The sequence below is a fragment of the Halorientalis litorea genome (assembly GCF_023028225.1).
GTDB lineage: Archaea > Halobacteriota > Halobacteria > Halobacteriales > Haloarculaceae > Halorientalis > Halorientalis litorea.
Genome location: NZ_CP095482.1, coordinates 1,758,133 through 1,775,369, shown reverse-complemented (window position 1 = coordinate 1,775,369; position 17,237 = coordinate 1,758,133). Strand labels below are relative to the sequence as shown.

At 65.5% G+C, this 17,237-nt stretch carries 19 protein-coding genes; 11 read left to right on the top strand and 8 right to left on the bottom strand.

Annotated features, from left to right (window positions below):
- Positions 1–43 precede the first annotated feature (43 nt).
- Genes MUG95_RS09590 through MUG95_RS09560 form a run of 7 tightly spaced genes read right to left on the bottom strand, consistent with a single transcriptional unit; the run spans position 44 to position 5,347 of the window.
- Positions 44–733: an urease accessory protein UreF gene (locus MUG95_RS09590; RefSeq protein ID WP_247006052.1), complete on the bottom strand. Its 690-nt coding sequence runs from the start codon at positions 731–733 to the stop codon at positions 44–46.
- Positions 730–1,308, bottom strand: a complete 579-nt coding sequence (locus MUG95_RS09585; protein WP_247006049.1) for an urease accessory protein UreE — start codon at positions 1,306–1,308, stop codon at positions 730–732. Before MUG95_RS09585 ends, MUG95_RS09590 begins: the two co-directional genes overlap by 4 nt.
- On the bottom strand, positions 1,308–2,240 hold the full coding sequence (gene ureD, locus MUG95_RS09580) for an urease accessory protein UreD (RefSeq protein ID WP_247006048.1): 933 nt from the start codon (positions 2,238–2,240) through the stop codon (positions 1,308–1,310). Before ureD ends, MUG95_RS09585 begins: the two co-directional genes overlap by 1 nt.
- A complete protein-coding gene (gene ureG / locus MUG95_RS09575) occupies positions 2,240–2,863 on the bottom strand; it encodes an urease accessory protein UreG (RefSeq protein WP_247006045.1) in 624 nt (207 codons plus the stop codon). Before ureG ends, ureD begins: the two co-directional genes overlap by 1 nt.
- Positions 2,860–3,261 carry an urease subunit gamma gene (locus MUG95_RS09570; RefSeq protein WP_247006043.1) on the bottom strand — a complete coding sequence of 134 codons (402 nt, stop codon included), beginning with the start codon at positions 3,259–3,261 and terminating at the stop codon, positions 2,860–2,862. The genes ureG and MUG95_RS09570 overlap by 4 nt, the downstream gene beginning before the upstream one ends.
- On the bottom strand, positions 3,258–4,964 hold the full coding sequence (ureC, locus tag MUG95_RS09565) for an urease subunit alpha (protein WP_247006041.1): 1,707 nt from the start codon (positions 4,962–4,964) through the stop codon (positions 3,258–3,260). The genes MUG95_RS09570 and ureC overlap by 4 nt, the downstream gene beginning before the upstream one ends.
- Positions 4,961–5,347, bottom strand: a complete 387-nt coding sequence (locus tag MUG95_RS09560; protein ID WP_247006039.1) for an urease subunit beta — start codon at positions 5,345–5,347, stop codon at positions 4,961–4,963. The genes ureC and MUG95_RS09560 overlap by 4 nt, the downstream gene beginning before the upstream one ends.
- 485 nt (positions 5,348–5,832) lie before the next feature.
- Here MUG95_RS09560 and MUG95_RS09555 point away from each other — a divergent pair, with 485 nt between their 5' ends.
- The 11 genes from MUG95_RS09555 to MUG95_RS09505 all read left to right on the top strand — a co-directional run bounded on the left by MUG95_RS09555 (position 5,833) and on the right by MUG95_RS09505 (position 16,596).
- Positions 5,833–7,155, top strand: a complete 1,323-nt coding sequence (locus MUG95_RS09555) for an urea ABC transporter substrate-binding protein (RefSeq protein WP_247006031.1) — start codon at positions 5,833–5,835, stop codon at positions 7,153–7,155.
- Between the two features lie 187 nt (positions 7,156–7,342).
- Positions 7,343–8,356 (top strand): urea ABC transporter, permease protein UrtB, encoded by a 1,014-nt coding sequence (urtB, locus tag MUG95_RS09550; RefSeq protein ID WP_247006029.1) that lies wholly within the window; start codon positions 7,343–7,345, stop codon positions 8,354–8,356.
- Position 8,357: 1 nt separating this feature from the next.
- Positions 8,358–9,518, top strand: coding sequence for an ABC transporter permease subunit (locus MUG95_RS09545; protein ID WP_247006027.1), 1,161 nt, complete (start codon positions 8,358–8,360; stop codon positions 9,516–9,518).
- Positions 9,515–10,309, top strand: a complete 795-nt coding sequence (locus tag MUG95_RS09540) for an ABC transporter ATP-binding protein (protein WP_247006024.1) — start codon at positions 9,515–9,517, stop codon at positions 10,307–10,309. The genes MUG95_RS09545 and MUG95_RS09540 overlap by 4 nt, the downstream gene beginning before the upstream one ends.
- Positions 10,310–10,311: 2 nt before the next feature.
- Positions 10,312–11,010: an ABC transporter ATP-binding protein gene (locus MUG95_RS09535; protein WP_247010473.1), complete on the top strand. Its 699-nt coding sequence runs from the start codon at positions 10,312–10,314 to the stop codon at positions 11,008–11,010.
- Between the two features lie 217 nt (positions 11,011–11,227).
- Positions 11,228–11,830, top strand: coding sequence for a DUF6230 family protein (locus MUG95_RS09530; RefSeq protein ID WP_247006022.1), 603 nt, complete (start codon positions 11,228–11,230; stop codon positions 11,828–11,830).
- Positions 11,831–13,018, top strand: a complete 1,188-nt coding sequence (locus MUG95_RS09525; RefSeq protein WP_247006020.1) for a DUF6114 domain-containing protein — start codon at positions 11,831–11,833, stop codon at positions 13,016–13,018.
- A 205-nt stretch (positions 13,019–13,223) separates the two neighbouring features.
- Positions 13,224–13,904 carry a DUF6230 family protein gene (locus MUG95_RS09520; RefSeq protein ID WP_247006018.1) on the top strand — a complete coding sequence of 227 codons (681 nt, stop codon included), beginning with the start codon at positions 13,224–13,226 and terminating at the stop codon, positions 13,902–13,904.
- A complete protein-coding gene (locus MUG95_RS09515) occupies positions 13,904–14,407 on the top strand; it encodes a DUF6114 domain-containing protein (protein WP_247006008.1) in 504 nt (167 codons plus the stop codon). The genes MUG95_RS09520 and MUG95_RS09515 overlap by 1 nt, the downstream gene beginning before the upstream one ends.
- 111 nt (positions 14,408–14,518) lie before the next feature.
- On the top strand, positions 14,519–16,183 hold the full coding sequence (locus MUG95_RS09510) for a PA14 domain-containing protein (protein WP_247006007.1): 1,665 nt from the start codon (positions 14,519–14,521) through the stop codon (positions 16,181–16,183).
- Positions 16,180–16,596 carry a DUF6114 domain-containing protein gene (locus MUG95_RS09505; RefSeq protein WP_247006005.1) on the top strand — a complete coding sequence of 139 codons (417 nt, stop codon included), beginning with the start codon at positions 16,180–16,182 and terminating at the stop codon, positions 16,594–16,596. Before MUG95_RS09510 ends, MUG95_RS09505 begins: the two co-directional genes overlap by 4 nt.
- Before the next feature lies 1 nt (position 16,597).
- On the opposite strand, the gene MUG95_RS09500 is transcribed toward MUG95_RS09505, so the two are convergent.
- On the bottom strand, positions 16,598–17,167 hold the full coding sequence (locus MUG95_RS09500) for a metal-dependent hydrolase (protein ID WP_247006003.1): 570 nt from the start codon (positions 17,165–17,167) through the stop codon (positions 16,598–16,600).
- Positions 17,168–17,237 lie beyond the last annotated feature (70 nt).

Here is a 17,237-nt window from a genome sequence, read left to right as displayed (position 1 = left end):
CCACCGGCGTCGTGGGCGGTCGGTGAGACACCGTGCCACGGCCTCAGCTCACGAACAACCGCCGGTCAGCGCGCTCGTGGTCGGCCGAGAGCACGTCGACCAGCGGCGCGAACGGCGTCATCTCGTCGAGCGAGCGGTCGGCACTGGCGTCGACGGCTTCGACGCTGACCGGACGCAGTTCGTCGAGGAGTCGCTGGGCGTCGGTGTGCCCCAGCGAGAGGAGTCGCTGGGCGGCACCGAGCAGTCCGGTGACGAACCCGTGACAGCACAGCAGGCAGGCGACCCGCTCCTCGACACCGGCGACTGCAGTCGCGAGTCCCAACACGACGGCGTAGTTGCCCGGGGCGTCGCCCGCGTCGACGCGGGCGGCGTACGCGTCGAGCGTGTCGTCCGCCCGGAGGTCACGCTGGAGCGAGAGCAGGCGCGCACCCGACTTCTGGGCACTCTCGCGGAACTCCGCGGAGAGCGTCGTGGCGGTCAGCCGTCGGTCCGCCTCGCAGACGGCGGCCACGTCGCCCGCCGTGGCGGCGGTGTGTGCCGCCCGAAGCGCGACCAACTCGGCCGGTCCGACCTGCCGCCGGAGGTACGTGGCGAGCAACGCCCGGAGGTCGGCGGCGTCGGTCACGCGCTCGTCCTGTACGAACTGTTCGAGACCGTAGGAGACGGTGTAGGTCCCCACCGGGAGGAAAGAGTCAGCCAGTCGGAAGGCCGCCAACGTACTTTCGTCGGTCATCTGCCGCCCTCCCCCAACGAGCGCGGCCCGTGCGAGTGAGCGTGGTTGCCGTCGGCGTGGTCGTGCCCCGTGTGCCCGTGAGAGTGGTCGTCCCCGTGTCGGTGGTCCGGCCCGCCGTCGAACAGTGCCGGTGACACGGACTCGAAGCGGACCGGAGTCCCGTCCGGGCACAGGTCCGCGAGGGTGCGCTCGGTCCGCTCGCGGGAGTCCGCGACAGCGACGACCACCTCGTCGTCACGCACCGCCACGTCCCGGTGGCGGTTCCCGAGCGCGTGGCCCACCTGCAGGGCCGTCGTCGGCGACACGTCAGTTCCTTCGAGGGATACAATCGCCGCCTCGATGTCCGCGAGGTCGACTAACACGAGGGCACCGGACTCGGTTTCGAGGATATCGCCGTCCGTGAGGTCACGAGCGACCACGATACCGATGTCTCGCCCGTCGTCGGTCTCGGTGCGAACCCGGGAGCGGCGGCGGTCGGTCGCCGAGAGGACGACGCGGGACGGGTCGGCCCCGTCGAGGCGGGCCGCCACGTCGTCGTCCGTCCGGTGGCCGAGGTAGGTGTCGGCGACCAGCATCAGAGCTTCCTCCCGGAGGGTGCGGGCGCGTCCAGTATGTCGCGGCGAGCACAGTCCCACGCCGCGTGGAGCGTGGCCTGTACTGTCTCCGCACGGTCACCGAGCGCGCGCACGGCGACGCCGGCACCATTGGGCAGTTCGGTCGCACCGGCGCGGGCCTCGGCGTCGGTGACCGCCGCGTGTAGCCGGTCGCTCAGTGCGGCCGTGTCCCGCTCGGGGGCGACCACGAACGCCGTCCCGTAGACGGTGAACTCGCCGAGGACGCCCGGTGCTGTCGGGTCCGCGTCGGCGGGCGTGAGGTGCGTGGCGTCGGTGAACAGCAGGCCGTCCGGTCCCTCAACCCGAATCCGCGAGAGGTATCGCTCGAACTCGAACCGTTCGTCGCGGGCGAGACGGCCCGGCACCACTACGTCGCTGACCACCGCCGTCGCGCCGGGGGCGAGCGTGAGCGTCGTCTCCCGACAGTACCGGGCGTCGGCGTGGAGAATCGTCGGCTCGGGTACGTAGTCGAGGTGGGCACCGGGACCGACCGACAGCGTGGCGTCGGCGGCGGCGTAGTTGCAGTCCATCGACTGCACCTTGGTCGAACTCTGGGTGGAGACGTGGGCGACGGCGTCCGCCTCGGCGCGGATGGTCACGTCGTGACGGTCACCCTGTGCGACGCCGCCCGTCGGCGACTGGAGGAACACCGTCTCGGCGTCGGGGTGCGGGTCGTGGCCCAGCGTCCCCGAGACGTGGAACGGGACCGTCGCGTAGTCGTGGACGAGTGCCGTCCCACCCTCGGTGGCGGCGAAGGTCAGTTCCAACACGCCGTCCTTCCCGGGCGACCCGACGGCCGCCTGCGGGACGGGTTCGGCCGCGTAGCCCTCGAAGGCAGGGTGGGGTGCGTCCGGCGGGTCGGTATCGGCGTCCGTCTCGCCGTCGGCGGCCATCAGGCGAACAGCACCCCGTCCCGGACGTGGCCGAGTACCTCGTCGATGCCCTCGCTGGCCTTACAGTCGGTGAAGACGACGGGGCCGTCGCGGACGGCCTCGGCGTCGCGTTCCATCAGGTCGAGGTCAGCACCGACGTGGGGCGCGAGGTCGGTCTTGTTCACGACCAGCAGGTCACAGTCGACGACGCCGGGGCCGCGCTTGCGCGGGATGTCGTCGCCCTCCGCGACGCTGATGACGTACAGCGAGTAGTCCGCGAGTTCGGGGTTGAACGTCGCTGCGAGGTTGTCGCCACCGCTCTCGATTAACACGAGGTCCAACTCGGGGTGGGAGTCGAGGAACGCGTCTATCTGCTGGAGATTCATCGAGGGGTCCTCCCGGATACCCGTGTGTGGACACGCCCCCGTCTCGACCCCGGCCACGAGGTCCGCGGGCACGACGCCTGCGAACCGCTCGCGGAGGCGGTCGGCGTCCTCCTGTGTGAGGATGTCGTTGGCGATGACGCCCACGTCAAGCCCCGCGTCGCGCAGTCGCGGGACGAGTTCGGTCAGCAACGAGGTCTTTCCCGACCCCACTGGGCCGCCGATACCGACCGTCGCCACGTCCCGATGGGTGAGGCTCATGGCTCGGTCTCGTCGTCGGTCCCCGTGGCTCCCGCGTCCACACCGCCGTCGGTGGCGGCGTCCTCGTCTGCGGCCTCGGCCCCGCCGACGCTGTCGGACCGAATCGGGTCGTGGACGGTGACGAGTTTCGTCCCGTCGGGGAACACCGGTTCGACCTGTATCATGTCGACCATCGCGGGGACGCCGTCCATCACGTCGTCGCGGCCCAGCAGTTGGGACGCGCCGGAACGTATCTCCGCGACGGACTGCCCCTCGCGGGCGCGTTCGATGCACCAGTCGCTGATGTAGGCGACCGCTTCGGGATGGTTCAGCAGGACGCCGCGCTCCTTGCGGCGTCGTGCGACCTCTGCGGCGGTGAAGACCGTGAGCCGTTCCTGCTCTTTGGGTGTGAGTTTCATAGCATGTACCGCTGTGCGAGTGGGAGTTCCGAAGCCGGTTCACAGGTGACGTGGTCACCGTCGACTTTCACCTCGAAGGTTTCCGGGTCCACGTCGATGTCGTCCGGGCAGTAGTCGTTGTACACCATGTCCGCCTTGCCGGGCGTGCGGGTCCCTGCAACGGGGACGACGGGCGTGTCGAGACCGTACTGGTCGCCCACGTCGGCCTCGGCGGCCGCCGGGGAGACGAACGAGAGCGAGAGGGCGTGTTTGGCCTTCCCGACCGCACCCGCCCGTTCGCGCTGGAGGATGGGTTCACAGGTCATCAGCGACCCGTTGGCCTCGCCCATCTCGGAGTGGACGGGGAACCCGCCCTTGAACACCATCGCCGGCTTGACGCCGAAGAACGCGGGGTCCCACAGTGCCACGTCGGCCAGTTTCCCGGGTTCGAGCGTCCCGACGTAGTCGTCGATGCCAGCCGAGATGGCTGGGTTGACGGTGTACTTGGCGACGTAGCGTTTGATGCGGAAGTTGTCCGCGCCGGTCCCCTCGTCCTCGGGGAGGGGGCCGCGCTGGGCCTTCATCTGCGAGGCCGTCTGCCACGTCCGGGGGACGAGTTCGGCCATCCGTCCCATCGCTTGGGAGTCGGTCGTCATCATCGAGATGGCCCCCATGTCGTGGAGGACGTCCTCGGCGGCGATGGTCTCGGCCCGGACGCGGGACTCGGCGAAGGCCACGTCCTCGGGCACGTCCGGGTTGAGGTGGTGACACACCATCACCATGTCCAGATGCTCGTCGAACGTGTTGTCGGTGTAGGGCATCGAGGGGTTCGTCGACGAGGGGAGCATGTTCGGTTCGCCGACCATCTCCATGATGTCGGGGGCGTGGCCGCCGCCCGCACCCTCGATGTGGAACAGGTGCATCGTCCGGCCGTCCACGGCGTCGAAGGTGTTCTCCACGAACCCCGCCTCGTTGAGCGTGTCCGTGTGCATGCACACCTGTACGTCCTCGTCCTCGGCCACGTCGAGGGCGGTGTCGATGGCCGCGGGCATCGACCCCCAGTCCTCGTGGAGTTTCAGCGTGCAGGCCCCCGCCCGTATCTGCTCCCGGAGCGGTTCCGGGTCCGAGGCGTTGCCCTTGGCGTAGAAGCCGACGTTGACCGGCCACGCCTCGGCGGCCTGCAGGTGTCGCTTGACGTTCTCCGGGCCGGTCGTGCAGGTGGTCGCGCCGCCGCCGTAGCCGCCCCCGAGCATCGTCGTGATGCCGCCGGCCAGCGCGTGTTCGTGCAGTTGTGCGGAGTTCCAGTGGACGTGGATGTCCAGCGCGCCCGCGGTGGCTATCTTGCCCTCGGCCGGATACACGTCCGTCGACGGGCCGACCACCATGTCGACGCCGTCCATCGTGTCCGGGTTGCCGGCCTTCCCGACGCCGACTATCTCGCCGTTCCGGATGCCGATGTCGCCGGCGACGATACCCAGTACGGGGTCGATGACCGTCGCGTTCGTGATGACCCAGTCCAGTGCCCCTTCCTCCTGCGTGACGCCGGGGGCCATCCCGAGGCCGTCGCGGAGAGTCTTGCCGCCGCCGAAGACCGCCTCGTCGCCGTGGGTCCGGTAGTCCCGTTCGACTTCGGCGAACAGTTCGGTGTCGCCGAGTCGGACCTTGTCGCCCTCGGTGGGGCCGTACAGTTCGGCGTATGCCTCGCGGTCGATGTCGCGGGTCACTCCTCGCCCCCCGTGTCGCCGAAGCCCTGCGCCCGCATCCGCTCGACGGCGTCGTCGGTGTCGCCGTCGACGCTGCCGTTCACGAGGCCGTTCATCCCGTGAGCGCGGCGCTTCCCGCCGATGGCGACCAACTCGACGGTCTGCTCGTCGCCGGGTTCGAACCGGACGGCCGTGCCCGCGGGGACGTTCAGCCGCATCCCCATCGCAGCCTCGCGGTCGAAGGTCAGAGCCGCGTTGGCCTCGAAGAAGTGAAAGTGCGACCCGACCTGTACCGGCCGGTCACCCGTGTTCCCGACGACCACGTCGGTCGTCTCCCGGCCCTCGTTCAGGGTCACGTCGCCGTCACCCGTGACCACCTCGCCGGGAACGATGTCCTCAGCCATGGTGCCACCTCGTCGCTACTGTTTTCGACTGTCCGTCCAACATGTGCGTCGTTCTTTCGATAGACGCGTCAAAAGGCTTCGGCTCGGAGCAAGTACCACCACGTGGAGAGGTGGGAACAATAAATTTGTTTTCTCGGTCCGGGGACTGGACGAACGGACAGCGGGCCAGCGGCGGCGGCACAACCAGCAACGGATGCCGCCAGGAACGGTCGCCAGTCGGTATTCTACGAACATCCAAATATTTGCGCGTCCGTTACTCGAATACAGAAATTTATCGAGCTCTCCTTACCTTTCCTTATACACAATAGCCTCTCTGAAGGGAAGTATAACAGTCAGTTGGTAACCCTTATTTACTCCCTGCAAAAGACAAGGGATGTGAGCGAAACAGTGCACAGTCGTGTGGGATTAGTCGCCAGTGGTGTCGATATGTTCAGTAAAGCCGAACGTTACGACGCGAACGCACGCCCGGCTACGGAGGTGGCCCGATGAGCCGCGACCGGACGACTCGCCGTGGGTTCCTCGGCTCGGCAGCCGTCATCGCTGGGACGGCACTCGCAGGGTGTAGCGGCGGCGGCGACGGCGGCGGCGATGGCGGTGGCGGTGGCGGCACTGGCGGGACTGCGAGCGGCGGCGGCACCATCACGCTCGGCGTTCTGGAGGACCGCTCGGGCAACTTCTCGCTGGTCGGCACGCCCAAGCACAAGGCGTCCTTGCTGGCCATCGAGGAGATAAACAACAACGGCGGTATCGACGGCCAGCAGATCGAGGTGTTCGACCCCGACCCGCGGTCGGACAACTCCCGGTACAACCGCCTGACGAATCAGGCCATCCAGCAGGAGAACGTGGACGCGCTGTGGGCGGGGTACTCCTCCGCGACGCGGGAGGCCATCCGCCCCATCATCGACCGCGAGGACCAGTTGTACTTCTACACCACCCAGTACGAGGGCGGTGTCTGTGACCACAACGTGTTCGCGGTGGGACCGACGGCCCGCCAGCAACTCGGGAGCGTCCTGCCGTACCTCCGCGAGGAATTCGGCCCGGACATCTACACCATCGCCGCCGACTACAACTTCGGTCAGTTGTCGGCGGACTGGGTGCGCGTGCTGGCCAACGAGAACGACGCCAACGTCATCGGCGAGGAGTTCATCCCGCTGTCGAACTCCAGTTTCGGCTCGACCATCAACCGGATTCAGGAAGCCGACCCCGACTTCGTGATGTCGATGCTCGTCGGCAACAACCACACCTCCTTCTACCGGCAGAAGGCCTCGGCGGGACTGGACGTGCCCATCGGCACGTCGACGGCGATGGCACAGGGCTACGAGCACCGTCGCCTCGACCCGCCGGCGATGGCCGACATCTACGCCGGGGTCAACTACATGGAGGAGATTCCGACGCAGCGCAACACGGAGGAGGGCGGCTTCGTGGACCGCTACTTCGAGATGTTCCCCGACGCACCCTACCTCAACGAGGAGGCCCAGACCAACTACTTCTCCATCTACATGTACAAGGAGGCGGTCGAGCAGGCGGGCACGACCGACCAGGAGGAGGTCAAGGCGGCGCTGGAGTCGGGCATCACCTACGGCGCGCCCGAGGCCCCCGAGGACGAGGAGATCGCGCTGGTCCCGGAGACCCACCACGTCGACCACCACATGTGGGTCATGCGGGCCGACGACGAGCACAACGTCGAGGCCGTGGACAACCGCGTCATCCCCGAGACGTTCCTGAAGGACACGGTCGGCTGTGACCTCACCCAAGAAGACGAGGAGACCCAGTACACGCCACAGGACTACTACGAGGTGGCTGGCTGAGCCACGACCGACTGACGCACCGGCACACGACCACGCTTTCAGTACCAGACGGGACAACGGAACCGGACCACGACACGACAGATTATGACCCACACCACCCGGGACGACACCGACGTATCGACTCCGCCCGACCGCCGGGACGGCACGGACAGTCACGGCACGGCGACTGCCGAGGAGGGACGGTAGGATGGTCAACGGACTCAACCTCCTCTTTCAGTTCCTCGATAACTTCGCGTTCATCGTGCTCGCGGCGTCGGGACTGGCCATCATCTTCGGCATCATGGGCGTCATCAACCTCGCCCACGGGGAGTTCATCCTCGTCGGCGCGTACGCGACGACACTTCTGAGCGCCACCGGCACGCCGTTTCTGGCGGGCGTGAGCCTCCCGCTCCCGGTGGCGATTCTCGTCGGGGTCGTCGTCGCGGGCGTGTTCGGCCTCGTCGTCGAGCGTGCCGTCATCTCCGGGGCGCTCCCGAACTGGCTGTGGGCGAAGACGCGACCACCGCTCGCGAACGCCCTGCCCGACGGCGCGAGCCGGAAACTCCCGAAGACGCCGCTGGTCAGCCCGCTGTACGACCGGCTCGTGGACTCGATGGTCGCCACGTGGGGGCTGAGCCTCATCACGGTCCAACTCGTCCGCATCGTGTTCGGGACCTCGATACCGCAGGCCGGCACGCCGTTCGGCGCTATCAACTACGCCGGCGGCGCGTTCTCGTACTCGGTGTACCCGCTGGTACTCTCGGGTGTCGCCGTCGTCGTCCTCGCGGGAACCTACCTGCTGTTCACCCGCACCGAGTTCGGGATGCGCGCCCGGGCCACGATTCAGGACGAGGACACCGCCCGCGCGATGGGCGTCGACACCGAGCGGACCTACACCGCCACCTTCGTCGTCGGGTCGATGCTCGCCGGGTTGGCGGGCGCGCTGTACGCCCCGTTCCTGAACCTCGGGCCGCAGTTCGGCGAGTCGTTCCTCGTCGAGTCGTTCGTCGCCGTCGTCGCCGGCGGCACGTCCGTCGTCGTCGGGACGACGGCAGCCGGGGGCTTGCTGGGTGGCGTCAACGCGCTGGTGACGAACCTGACGGAAGCGCCCTTCTTCGGCCGCATCGCACTGCTCGTGACCGCGCTGCTCATCCTCCGATTCCTGCCGGGCGGTGTCAGCGGCTACGTCGAACGCCTGCGTGAACGCAGGAAGGAGGCCTGAGATGGCGGCAGAGACCACCGGAGACGGCGGCGGTTCCGAGGGCATCGGCGGCCCGATAGCCCGGATTCGCAACCGCCTCGAGGGGCCGAACACGCTCGGCAACTCCCGGGGCTTCTGGCTCGGCTTCGTCGTCGCCGTCGGGTTGCTGGCGGCGTACCCGTTCGCGCCGGGGGCCATCAAGTCGATACTCGTCTCGACGCGCACACTGTCGTCGTTTCTGGCCTACGGCTTCCTCGCGCTGTCGCTCGCGGTCGTCTGGGGGTACGGCGGCATCCTCAGTTTCGGCCAGTCGGTCTTCTTCGGCGTCGCGGGGTACGTCTTCGGCATCGTCCTCATCAACGTCAACTCGCCGCTGGGCGGGACGGTCGGGTTGCTGGTCGGCGTCGGCGGCGGCGCGCTGATGGCCGCCGTGCTGGGCTACTTCATCTTCTACGGCGGCGTCCGGGACGTGTACGCGACCATCATCACGCTCGTCTCGACGCTCGTCCTGAAGACGTTCATGGACCAGACCGCCGGCGACGAGTGGACCATCGGCGAGGCGGCGCTGGGCGGGTTCAACGGGATGAACGTCCCGCAACTCGCGCTCGGCGTCGGCGAGACGTCGGTGGTCATCACCAGTTACAACAGTTCGTTCTTCTACTTCGTGCTGGCGGTGTTGGTCGTGACCTACCTGCTGTTGCGGGTGCTGGTCAACTCGGACTACGGCCGCGTGATGGTCGCCATGCGCGAGGACGAACAGCGCACGCGGATGTTCGGCTACCGGACCGAACGCGTGAAACTGACCGTGTTCGTCATCGGCGGGGCACTGGCGGGGATGTCCGGCGTCCTCTTCACGACGTGGCAGTTCTACATCACGCCCGCGAAGTTCGGCCTCGTGGCCGCCTCGTTGCCGGTCATCTGGGTCGGTCTCGGCGGCCGGAAGACGCTCATCGGGCCGGTCATCGCGGCCATCGCCCTGCAGTTCGTGGCGAATTCGCTCGGCAGTCTGTGGGCGAACGTCATCCGCGGCGCGCTGCTGGTCGTGTTCATCATGCTGTTGCCTGGCGGCATCGTCCCGCGAGCGCGGGACCTCATCGTGTTCGCCCAGTACCGGCTGTTCGGCGGCGGGCCGACGGCGCCGGACCCCGCCGAGGAGGCGGACCCGGAGGTGAGTGACTCGTGAGCACCGACGAGGACACGGCCGAGGACCCTGCCGTCCGGCAGACACCGGCGGGCAGGGCCACCGGGCCACAGACGGACACGCTGTTACAGACCGAGAGCCTGCGCAAGGACTTCGGCGGGTTCACCGCCATCGACGACGTCGACTTCGCCGTCTCCGAGGGCGAACTCCGCTGTCTCATCGGACCCAACGGGGCTGGCAAGTCGACGCTGATGAAACTCATCGCCGGCATCCACATGCCCACGTCCGGGAGCGTCTACTACGACGGGACGGACTTCACCGACCTCGCGCCCCACGACCGGGTGAAACAGGGCCTCAGCATGAAGTTCCAAGTCCCGGCGGTGTACGGCGACCTCACCGTGCGCGAGAACATCCGCCTGCCGGTCCAGCAGTCCGCGAGCGGGCGGGAACGCCGCGAGCGCATCGCAGAGGCCATCGAGACGGCGGGACTGACCGGCTACGAGGACGTCGCGGCCAACGCGCTCTCCCACGGCCAGCAACAGCAACTCGAAATCGGGATGGCGGCGGCACTGGACCCGGACCTGCTCCTGCTCGACGAACCGGTGGCCGGACTGGACGTCGAGGAGCGCCGGGAGATCGCCGAGCGCATCACCCGACTCAACGAGGAGGCGGGCATCGCCTTCGTCGTCATCGAACACGACACGGACTTCGTGGCCGACATCGCCGACGAGGTGACCGTCCTCCACAACGGCGAGGTGTTCCGCGAGGGACCCATCGAGGACATCAAGGCGGACCCGGCCGTCCAGCGCATCTACCTGGGGGAAGACGAATGACACTGCTCGAACTCGACGACGTGACCGCGGCGTACGACCGGACACCCATCCTGCGGGACGTGGACCTCTCCGTCGCGGAGGGCGAAATCGTCGGCGTGATGGGGAAAAACGGCGTCGGCAAGACGACGCTCCTGAAGACGGTCATCGGTCTGCTCGAACCGACTGCCGGAACCATCACTTACGCCGGGCAGGACGTGACGACGGCGAGTGCCGACGAACGCGCCCGGACGGGGATGGGCTACATCCCGCAGGGCCGTGACGTGTTCCCGAAACTCTCCGTCGAGCAGAACATCAAGATGGGCGAGACGGTCAACGCCGACAGCACCGAGACGCTGTACGACGAGATATACGGCTACTTCCCGATTCTGGAGGAGCGGTCGGACCAGCAGGCCGGCACGCTCTCGGGCGGCCAACAGCAGATGCTCGCCATCGCACGGGCACTCGTGGCGAATCCGGACCTGCTCCTGCTCGACGAACCGAGCGAGGGCATCCAGCCCTCCATCGTCGACCAGATAAGCACCGACATGCGCGGTATCAACGAGGAACTCGGGACGACCATCCTCTTCGTCGAGCAGAACCTCGGCGTCATCCGTGACATGGCCGACCGGTGTTACGCGATGGAGCGGGGCGAAATCGTCGACGAAGTCGGGCCGGAGTCGCTGGCCGACGAGGACGCCATCGCCGAGTATCTGGCAGTTTGAGCCGACCACAGCGGTGCGGTCCCGTGCGGTACTTTTTTCCGGCCGCCATCAGCGGAATAGATGCGGGATGGGTATTCCTGCTTATTAACCATAGTGTATTGCCTGCAGTATTTTTATATATTGGCACAAAGATAGCGAAGTAGCAACGTGGCGAGAGACTCGAAAGTGAGTCGCTTGAATTGGAACACTGGGTGGGGGCAGTCGGACGACTTCATGCATGTACGATAAAAACCGAATCGCCGCCGGCCTCGGCACGGCGTTGGTGCTCTGGGCCGTCGTCGGCATGATTATCATGAGTTCGGGGGTAGCACTGGGGGGCTATCCAGTCGCAGGTGTCGGCGGGTTCGTTCTGTCCGGGTCCAATATTAACGCACAGCAGATGCTCGTGTATCCGGGGACAGCGGAATCACGGAACGGGACGACGCCGGCGGCAATAATCGAGTTTCAGCAGGTGACTATCGAGGACTTCACGCTCGCAATCAAGCAGGACATCAGCGACCTACCGGGGGTGAAGGGGACGGTCAACATCAGACTCACCTCAGTCAACGACGCGAATCTACAAGCAGAGGGTGTCATCGTCAAAGCGAGTGCCATCCGGTCTGACTTCGCACAGTTCCAGAACCTCGTCGTCGAGGACAGTTATGGGACGAGGCCGAGCGAGAAGCTCACTCTGACCGGGACACAGGCGGACCTCGTTGGAGGGGTGAAAATACAGGCCCACTACCTAGCTGTTCGGTCGTTCGACTTCCCCGCCTTTGAGGCCGATGTCTGGTGGGACACGAACAACGACGGACGGTACGAATTCGGAGGGCCGAACTAAATGGACGGATATACCACAACACTCCGAGAGCGGTACCGAGAGTTCACCGAGTGGCGGCGGACGCGCCCGTTTGCTGGTGCAGTCCTCCTGATTCTCGGCGGGATGATAGTCGGGTACGTTCCGATGCAACTCCTCGTCGACGTCACGCTTCTTAGCGGGTCGTTCAGTTTCATCGGATTGGTGTTCGCCATCCTCATCTCGCTGTCCGGCGTCTTCGTGCTTCTTCGGCCGGAACACTCGACGTTCTTCGGCGTGGCTGGCGTCCTGCTCTCGACGGCGTCCATCCTCGGCGCGCTCGGGGGCCTGTTCGTCGGCATGACAGTCGGCACTGTCGGCGGCGTTCTCTGCTTCGCGTGGCGTCCGCCGAGCGAAGACGAGACAGCAGAGGGTCCGAGAACGGACGACAGTCGCACCAACTCTCTCGGGTCGCGGCTTCGGCGCAATCCCGGGAACGCACTGCTCGTCGTTGGCATCGGACTGTTGCTGCTGTACTTCCTCTGGCCGGTGCTTCCGACGACGATTCAGACGGCACCGGCCGCCGAAGGATACACTTTCAATGGATGTAACCCGAGTACCGGAACGACGATTCTGCTCCCCTGTCAGAACCCGCCGGTCGAGCAGGGTATCGGTGGAGTTGGACTCCGTATCGGGGACTTCTCGACGAACGGCATCACCCAGAACACGCGATACGTAGAGACATCGACCGTCGAGCGAAATGCACAGGGAGAGGGTATCGCAGTCGGGAGAATCGAAATCGACAATCCAGACTACACGAACGGGCTCTCGGCACGCAAGAACTTCGAGACACCGGGTGGACAGAGGTACTCACTGCTGCTGAAGTCGAGTAGTGGGACAATCGAAGGGGGGTCGGACAACGCGATTACCGTCGACATGTCCGAGTTGTACGGCGAACAGATCACTGGGACCGTGCTCGGAATCCCCCTTGACTTCAACAACGAAATCACGTGTGAGCCGCGAAACTCCGGAACGCTGAGTCTCGGGGACGGATTGGGTGCACAGGTCGACGTGACCAACCTCATCATCAACGCACACTACATCCAAGCCTCGCAGTGGACGCTCAACGACTTCGAGTTGACGCTCTCGCCGGGGACGAAGCGGCGAGAAACGCCCGCGAATCTGGAGACGGTGGATAACTGTCCCGGAAACCATCCACGGGGAACGAACTAGCCATGTCCTGCAACGTCAGCTACGAACCGCTATGCCAAGGTCAGTCACCGCCCGGGGACCGAGTGGCTGTTTCACAGCGGCACTGGCGTGCAAACGCCACTTGTCTGTTCGGTAAACCACGGGGTAGGACAAACAGAGTCGACGCTACGGTACGCGTTCCACGGGCCGACGGTCGGCCGGAGGGGCGTGGAAAGGGAGGAGAGTGGTGAGCATGTATCGCAAGCGGATGCTCGCAACGGCTCTCGGGTTGTGTACGGCAGCCGTCGCACTGACGTTGTTGGTCATGATGAGCGTCGGCGCGGCGAACGCCGCGCTCATCGGGGGCGTCGGTGGGTTCACCGTCGAGGCCAGTACTGTCGAGGCGGAAAACGTACTGATTTACCCCGACAGCGGTCCAGTGACCGGGAGTAGCGTTTCGGACTATCCGCTCCTTCACTTGGAGTTGGACAGTGCGACGATAACGGACCTCCGGCTGACAAAGCGTATCGACGACCCCCTCGGTATGGGTGGGGAAGCACGTCTCGTCGTGACACAACCGGCCGGGAACCAGGTAGAACTGGGCCAGACGCTCCTGAAGACCTCGTCGTTCAACGCGTCCGGGTCGACGTTCAGGGGGCTCCAGATACGCGAGACGCCGACGACCGACGCGAGCAGAAAGCTGAACGTGACAGCAGGAAACGACGCGTCCGACCTCGACAACATCGACCCAGCGACGGCACAGGAGGTCACCATCACCGGTCCCGGGCCCAACGAGGCGGGCATTACGATTACCGACGCAAACATCAGAACACACTACCTGACCACCGCGAGTCTCACCCTCGACGGACTCATCGTCGGCGTCGAGTACTACGACTCGAACGGGGACCCGATAGCGACACTCCAATAATGAAGTCACGACTCGCCGAAACACTCCGGTCGCTCGCCACGCGTGTGCTGGGAGCGGAGCGACTCCGGGCGGTCAGTCGTACACTCTCACCGGTTACCGACAGAGTAGCCGACAGGCGCGACCGGTTCCGGGAGTGGCGACGACACCGGCCGGTCGCTGGCGGTGTGGTGATGATACTGGGTGCAGTCGTCATCGGCTACATGCCGACGGTTATCGCACTCCAGCGGGTGACGCTCAGTGGCGGCCGGGCCTCGTTCGGGATGCTCTGTGCCGTACTCGTCGGCGTCTCGGGCATCGGTGCCGTGACGCGGCCCGTGCGGTCGACGCTGTTCGGCGTCGCAGGGTCGGTCTGTTCGTTGCTGTCACTCGTCGGGACGCTCGGTGGCTTCCTCGTCGGAACGATGTTGGGGGTCGTCGGGGGAAGCCTCTGTGTCGCGTGGACCGACGAAGAACAGCGGGACAGGACGGAAGACGGCCTACCGACGGACGAGGTGGCACAATGAACGGGCTGGCGTCGGCTCACCGACTGTTCGGCCAGCAAACGGGACAAAAATACTTCAAGACAGTGTGTCTACACATCGACGGCGAACCGACTCTCGGGGGGACAAGCTAACATGTACAACAAGAAGAAGCTCGCACTGGGGACTGCGGTGGCGTACAGCGTACTCGTACTCATCGTCCTCAGCACGTTGTATCTGGGGACGGTCGTAGCGTATCCGATCGCTGGGGTCGGCGGGTTCACCGTCGAGGCCAACCAAGTGACTGCACAGGACGTGTACATTCACCCCGGCGTCTCCCCGACATCGAGTGGGAGCGGCCCTGCCTCGCGAAGCGTCGACGTCGAGCAACCGAACTATGAGCTCTACCGGGGAGATTACCACCAAGAGGTTTCTACCGGGTTATTTAGTAGCGCGAGCGGATGTGGCCAAGACACGACGAACCCAGACACGTTCGCGTGTATGCCGAACTACGCCGACTCGAACTACGTCAGGTCGGGCTCTAATCTTAACATAAATAATCTTCCTGCAAACAAGGGTGACGAGTTCGCCCTCCGGATGGAGCAGGAGATCGAGATTCAGAACGGCGGAACCTACACGTTCTACCTCGATTCCGACGACGGGAGTCAACTCTACATCGACGGAAATCTCTTGGTCGATGCGAACGGGTACGAATCTGACGGGAGGACTCCCCCCGAGACATCCGACACCATATCTCTCTCACCAGGAACATACGATATCCGAGTAGATTACTTCGAGGGGACGGGCGGACAGTCCCTCCTAGCCGAGTACTCCGGGCCCGATACCAACAGCCAGAGAACCTCACTCGACAGTTCCGTCCTCTCCTACGACACAGTGAGGGACCCGAGCTACCGGTACTACGAGTCGGGGACGTTCGAGCGCGTCATCGAGGGAATGCCGTCGTTCGGTCGGTACAACCTCGCCGAAGTCGGTAATACGACCAGCCTCAACGACATCAGCCTCAGAAGGAGAAGCAACAACTACGGGCTCCGGTTCCGGAAGTGTCTCGATGTCCCGACCAGTGGTACGTACAACTTCACGACCACGTCCGACGACGGAAGTCAACTGTTCGTCGACGAAGAGCTTGTGGTCGATAATGGCGGTAACCACGCCGCAGAAACGGAGTTCGGCCTCACGAGTCTGGAAAGTGGCGAACACAGCATCAGGGTCGACTACTTCCAAGGCATCGGTGGCCAGTCACTCGACGTAACGTGGGCGGGTCCACCAACGGGTGGGACGGATACGCAACAGCAGATTCCGGCGTCGGCACTGTCGGACTTGCCCTGTGAGTCGACCCAGACTTCGGAACAGTACCCCACGCTCATCCTCGAACTGTCACAGGTCGAGTTCAGTAACATCGTGCTGACGAAGGACATCGACGTGAGCGGGCTTCCCGGGCTCAGTGGGACCGCACAGATACGCCTGAACGGCGGGAACACGTTCAACACGAACCAGCTTCTGTTCAAGGCCTCGTCGCTCCGGGCCGACACCTCGACGTTCAACGGTTTCATCGCCGACGAGCGACAGGACCCCGACTCGAGACGGCAACTCCGTGTCGCCACTGGTCCCGGGTCGCCGGCTGATCCCACGCGGTCGCTGGTCGATTTGAACGCGTCGGCGGGGCAGGACGGGCTGACACTCGGGACAGTCAAAATCCAGTCACACTACCTCGCGGCCGACTCCGTCCCGCTGGCGAGCGTCCAACTCGGCGTCCAGTACGACCCCAACGACGACGGAACGTTCGAGTATCAGTTCACATGAGCGACGGCGACACGCACAGCCACGGAAACGGGCTACTGGCGGCCGTTTCGACCGTGAGTCGACGACGGCTCGCGCGTGCCAACCGGTGGCGACGGGGACGACCGTTCGGCGGCGGCGTCCTCCTGATTCTCGGCGGGCTGATGGTCACGTACGTCTCCGGTGGGTACGCCCGTGACCTGCTGCTCATCGGCGGTGCCTACACGAGCATCGGGCTGGTCGTCGCGCTGTTGATGGTGCTGTCCGGTATCGCCGCGCTGGCGATGCCCGAGGAGTCGTCTATCGTCGGCATCGTCGGGACGGCGATGGCCCTGTTGTCGCTGCTCACCGCGCTCGGCGGTCTCCTGATAGGAATGTTGCTCGGCATCCACGGCGGCGTCGCGGTGTGGGCGTGGGAGCGAGAGGACGAGGAATGAGTCAGGCGTCGGCGGCGTCGGCGAAGAGACGCTCCGTGAGGCCAGACAGCCGACGGCGGACGGCGGTGAACAGCCCGGAACAACAGAGGACTGCGAGCAGGGCGAGGCGAAGTCGGCCACTGACCACGAGCAGAGTCGGGAGGCAGCACAGCACCGCCAGCGCGAGGTCCTCCGGGGCACCGGCGTAGCGGACCCACCGGCGCGGGACTATCCAGCGGCCGGTCGCGTGGTTGAACACGCCCTTCTCGGAGGTGGCCTCCCACGGCCGCACCTCGACGCCACCGCCGAGGGCGTCCATGAGAGCGTGTGTGGCCGCACTGGCGAGGAAGACGGCGAAGAGGACACCGGCCGGCGACGGAGCGACGGCGACAGCGGCCATCACGGGGAGGGCCGCGGCCGTCGCGTAGACGGGATAGTGTGTGGAGCGACGGTGAGTCGCCAGCAAGTCGATATCCGGGAGGGCACCACCGACGAACCCGACGACGACGGCAGTCGGCGTGAGGGACGGCGCGAACAGCACTGTCGTCGCGCCGAGGAGCGCGCCGACGAAGGCGTGAGTCGGCGTCATCATGGCTATCATTTCAACGGACTGGTCCTCTATAGCACTATCGATGGGTACGTTCTGTTGGGGATTCGGTATC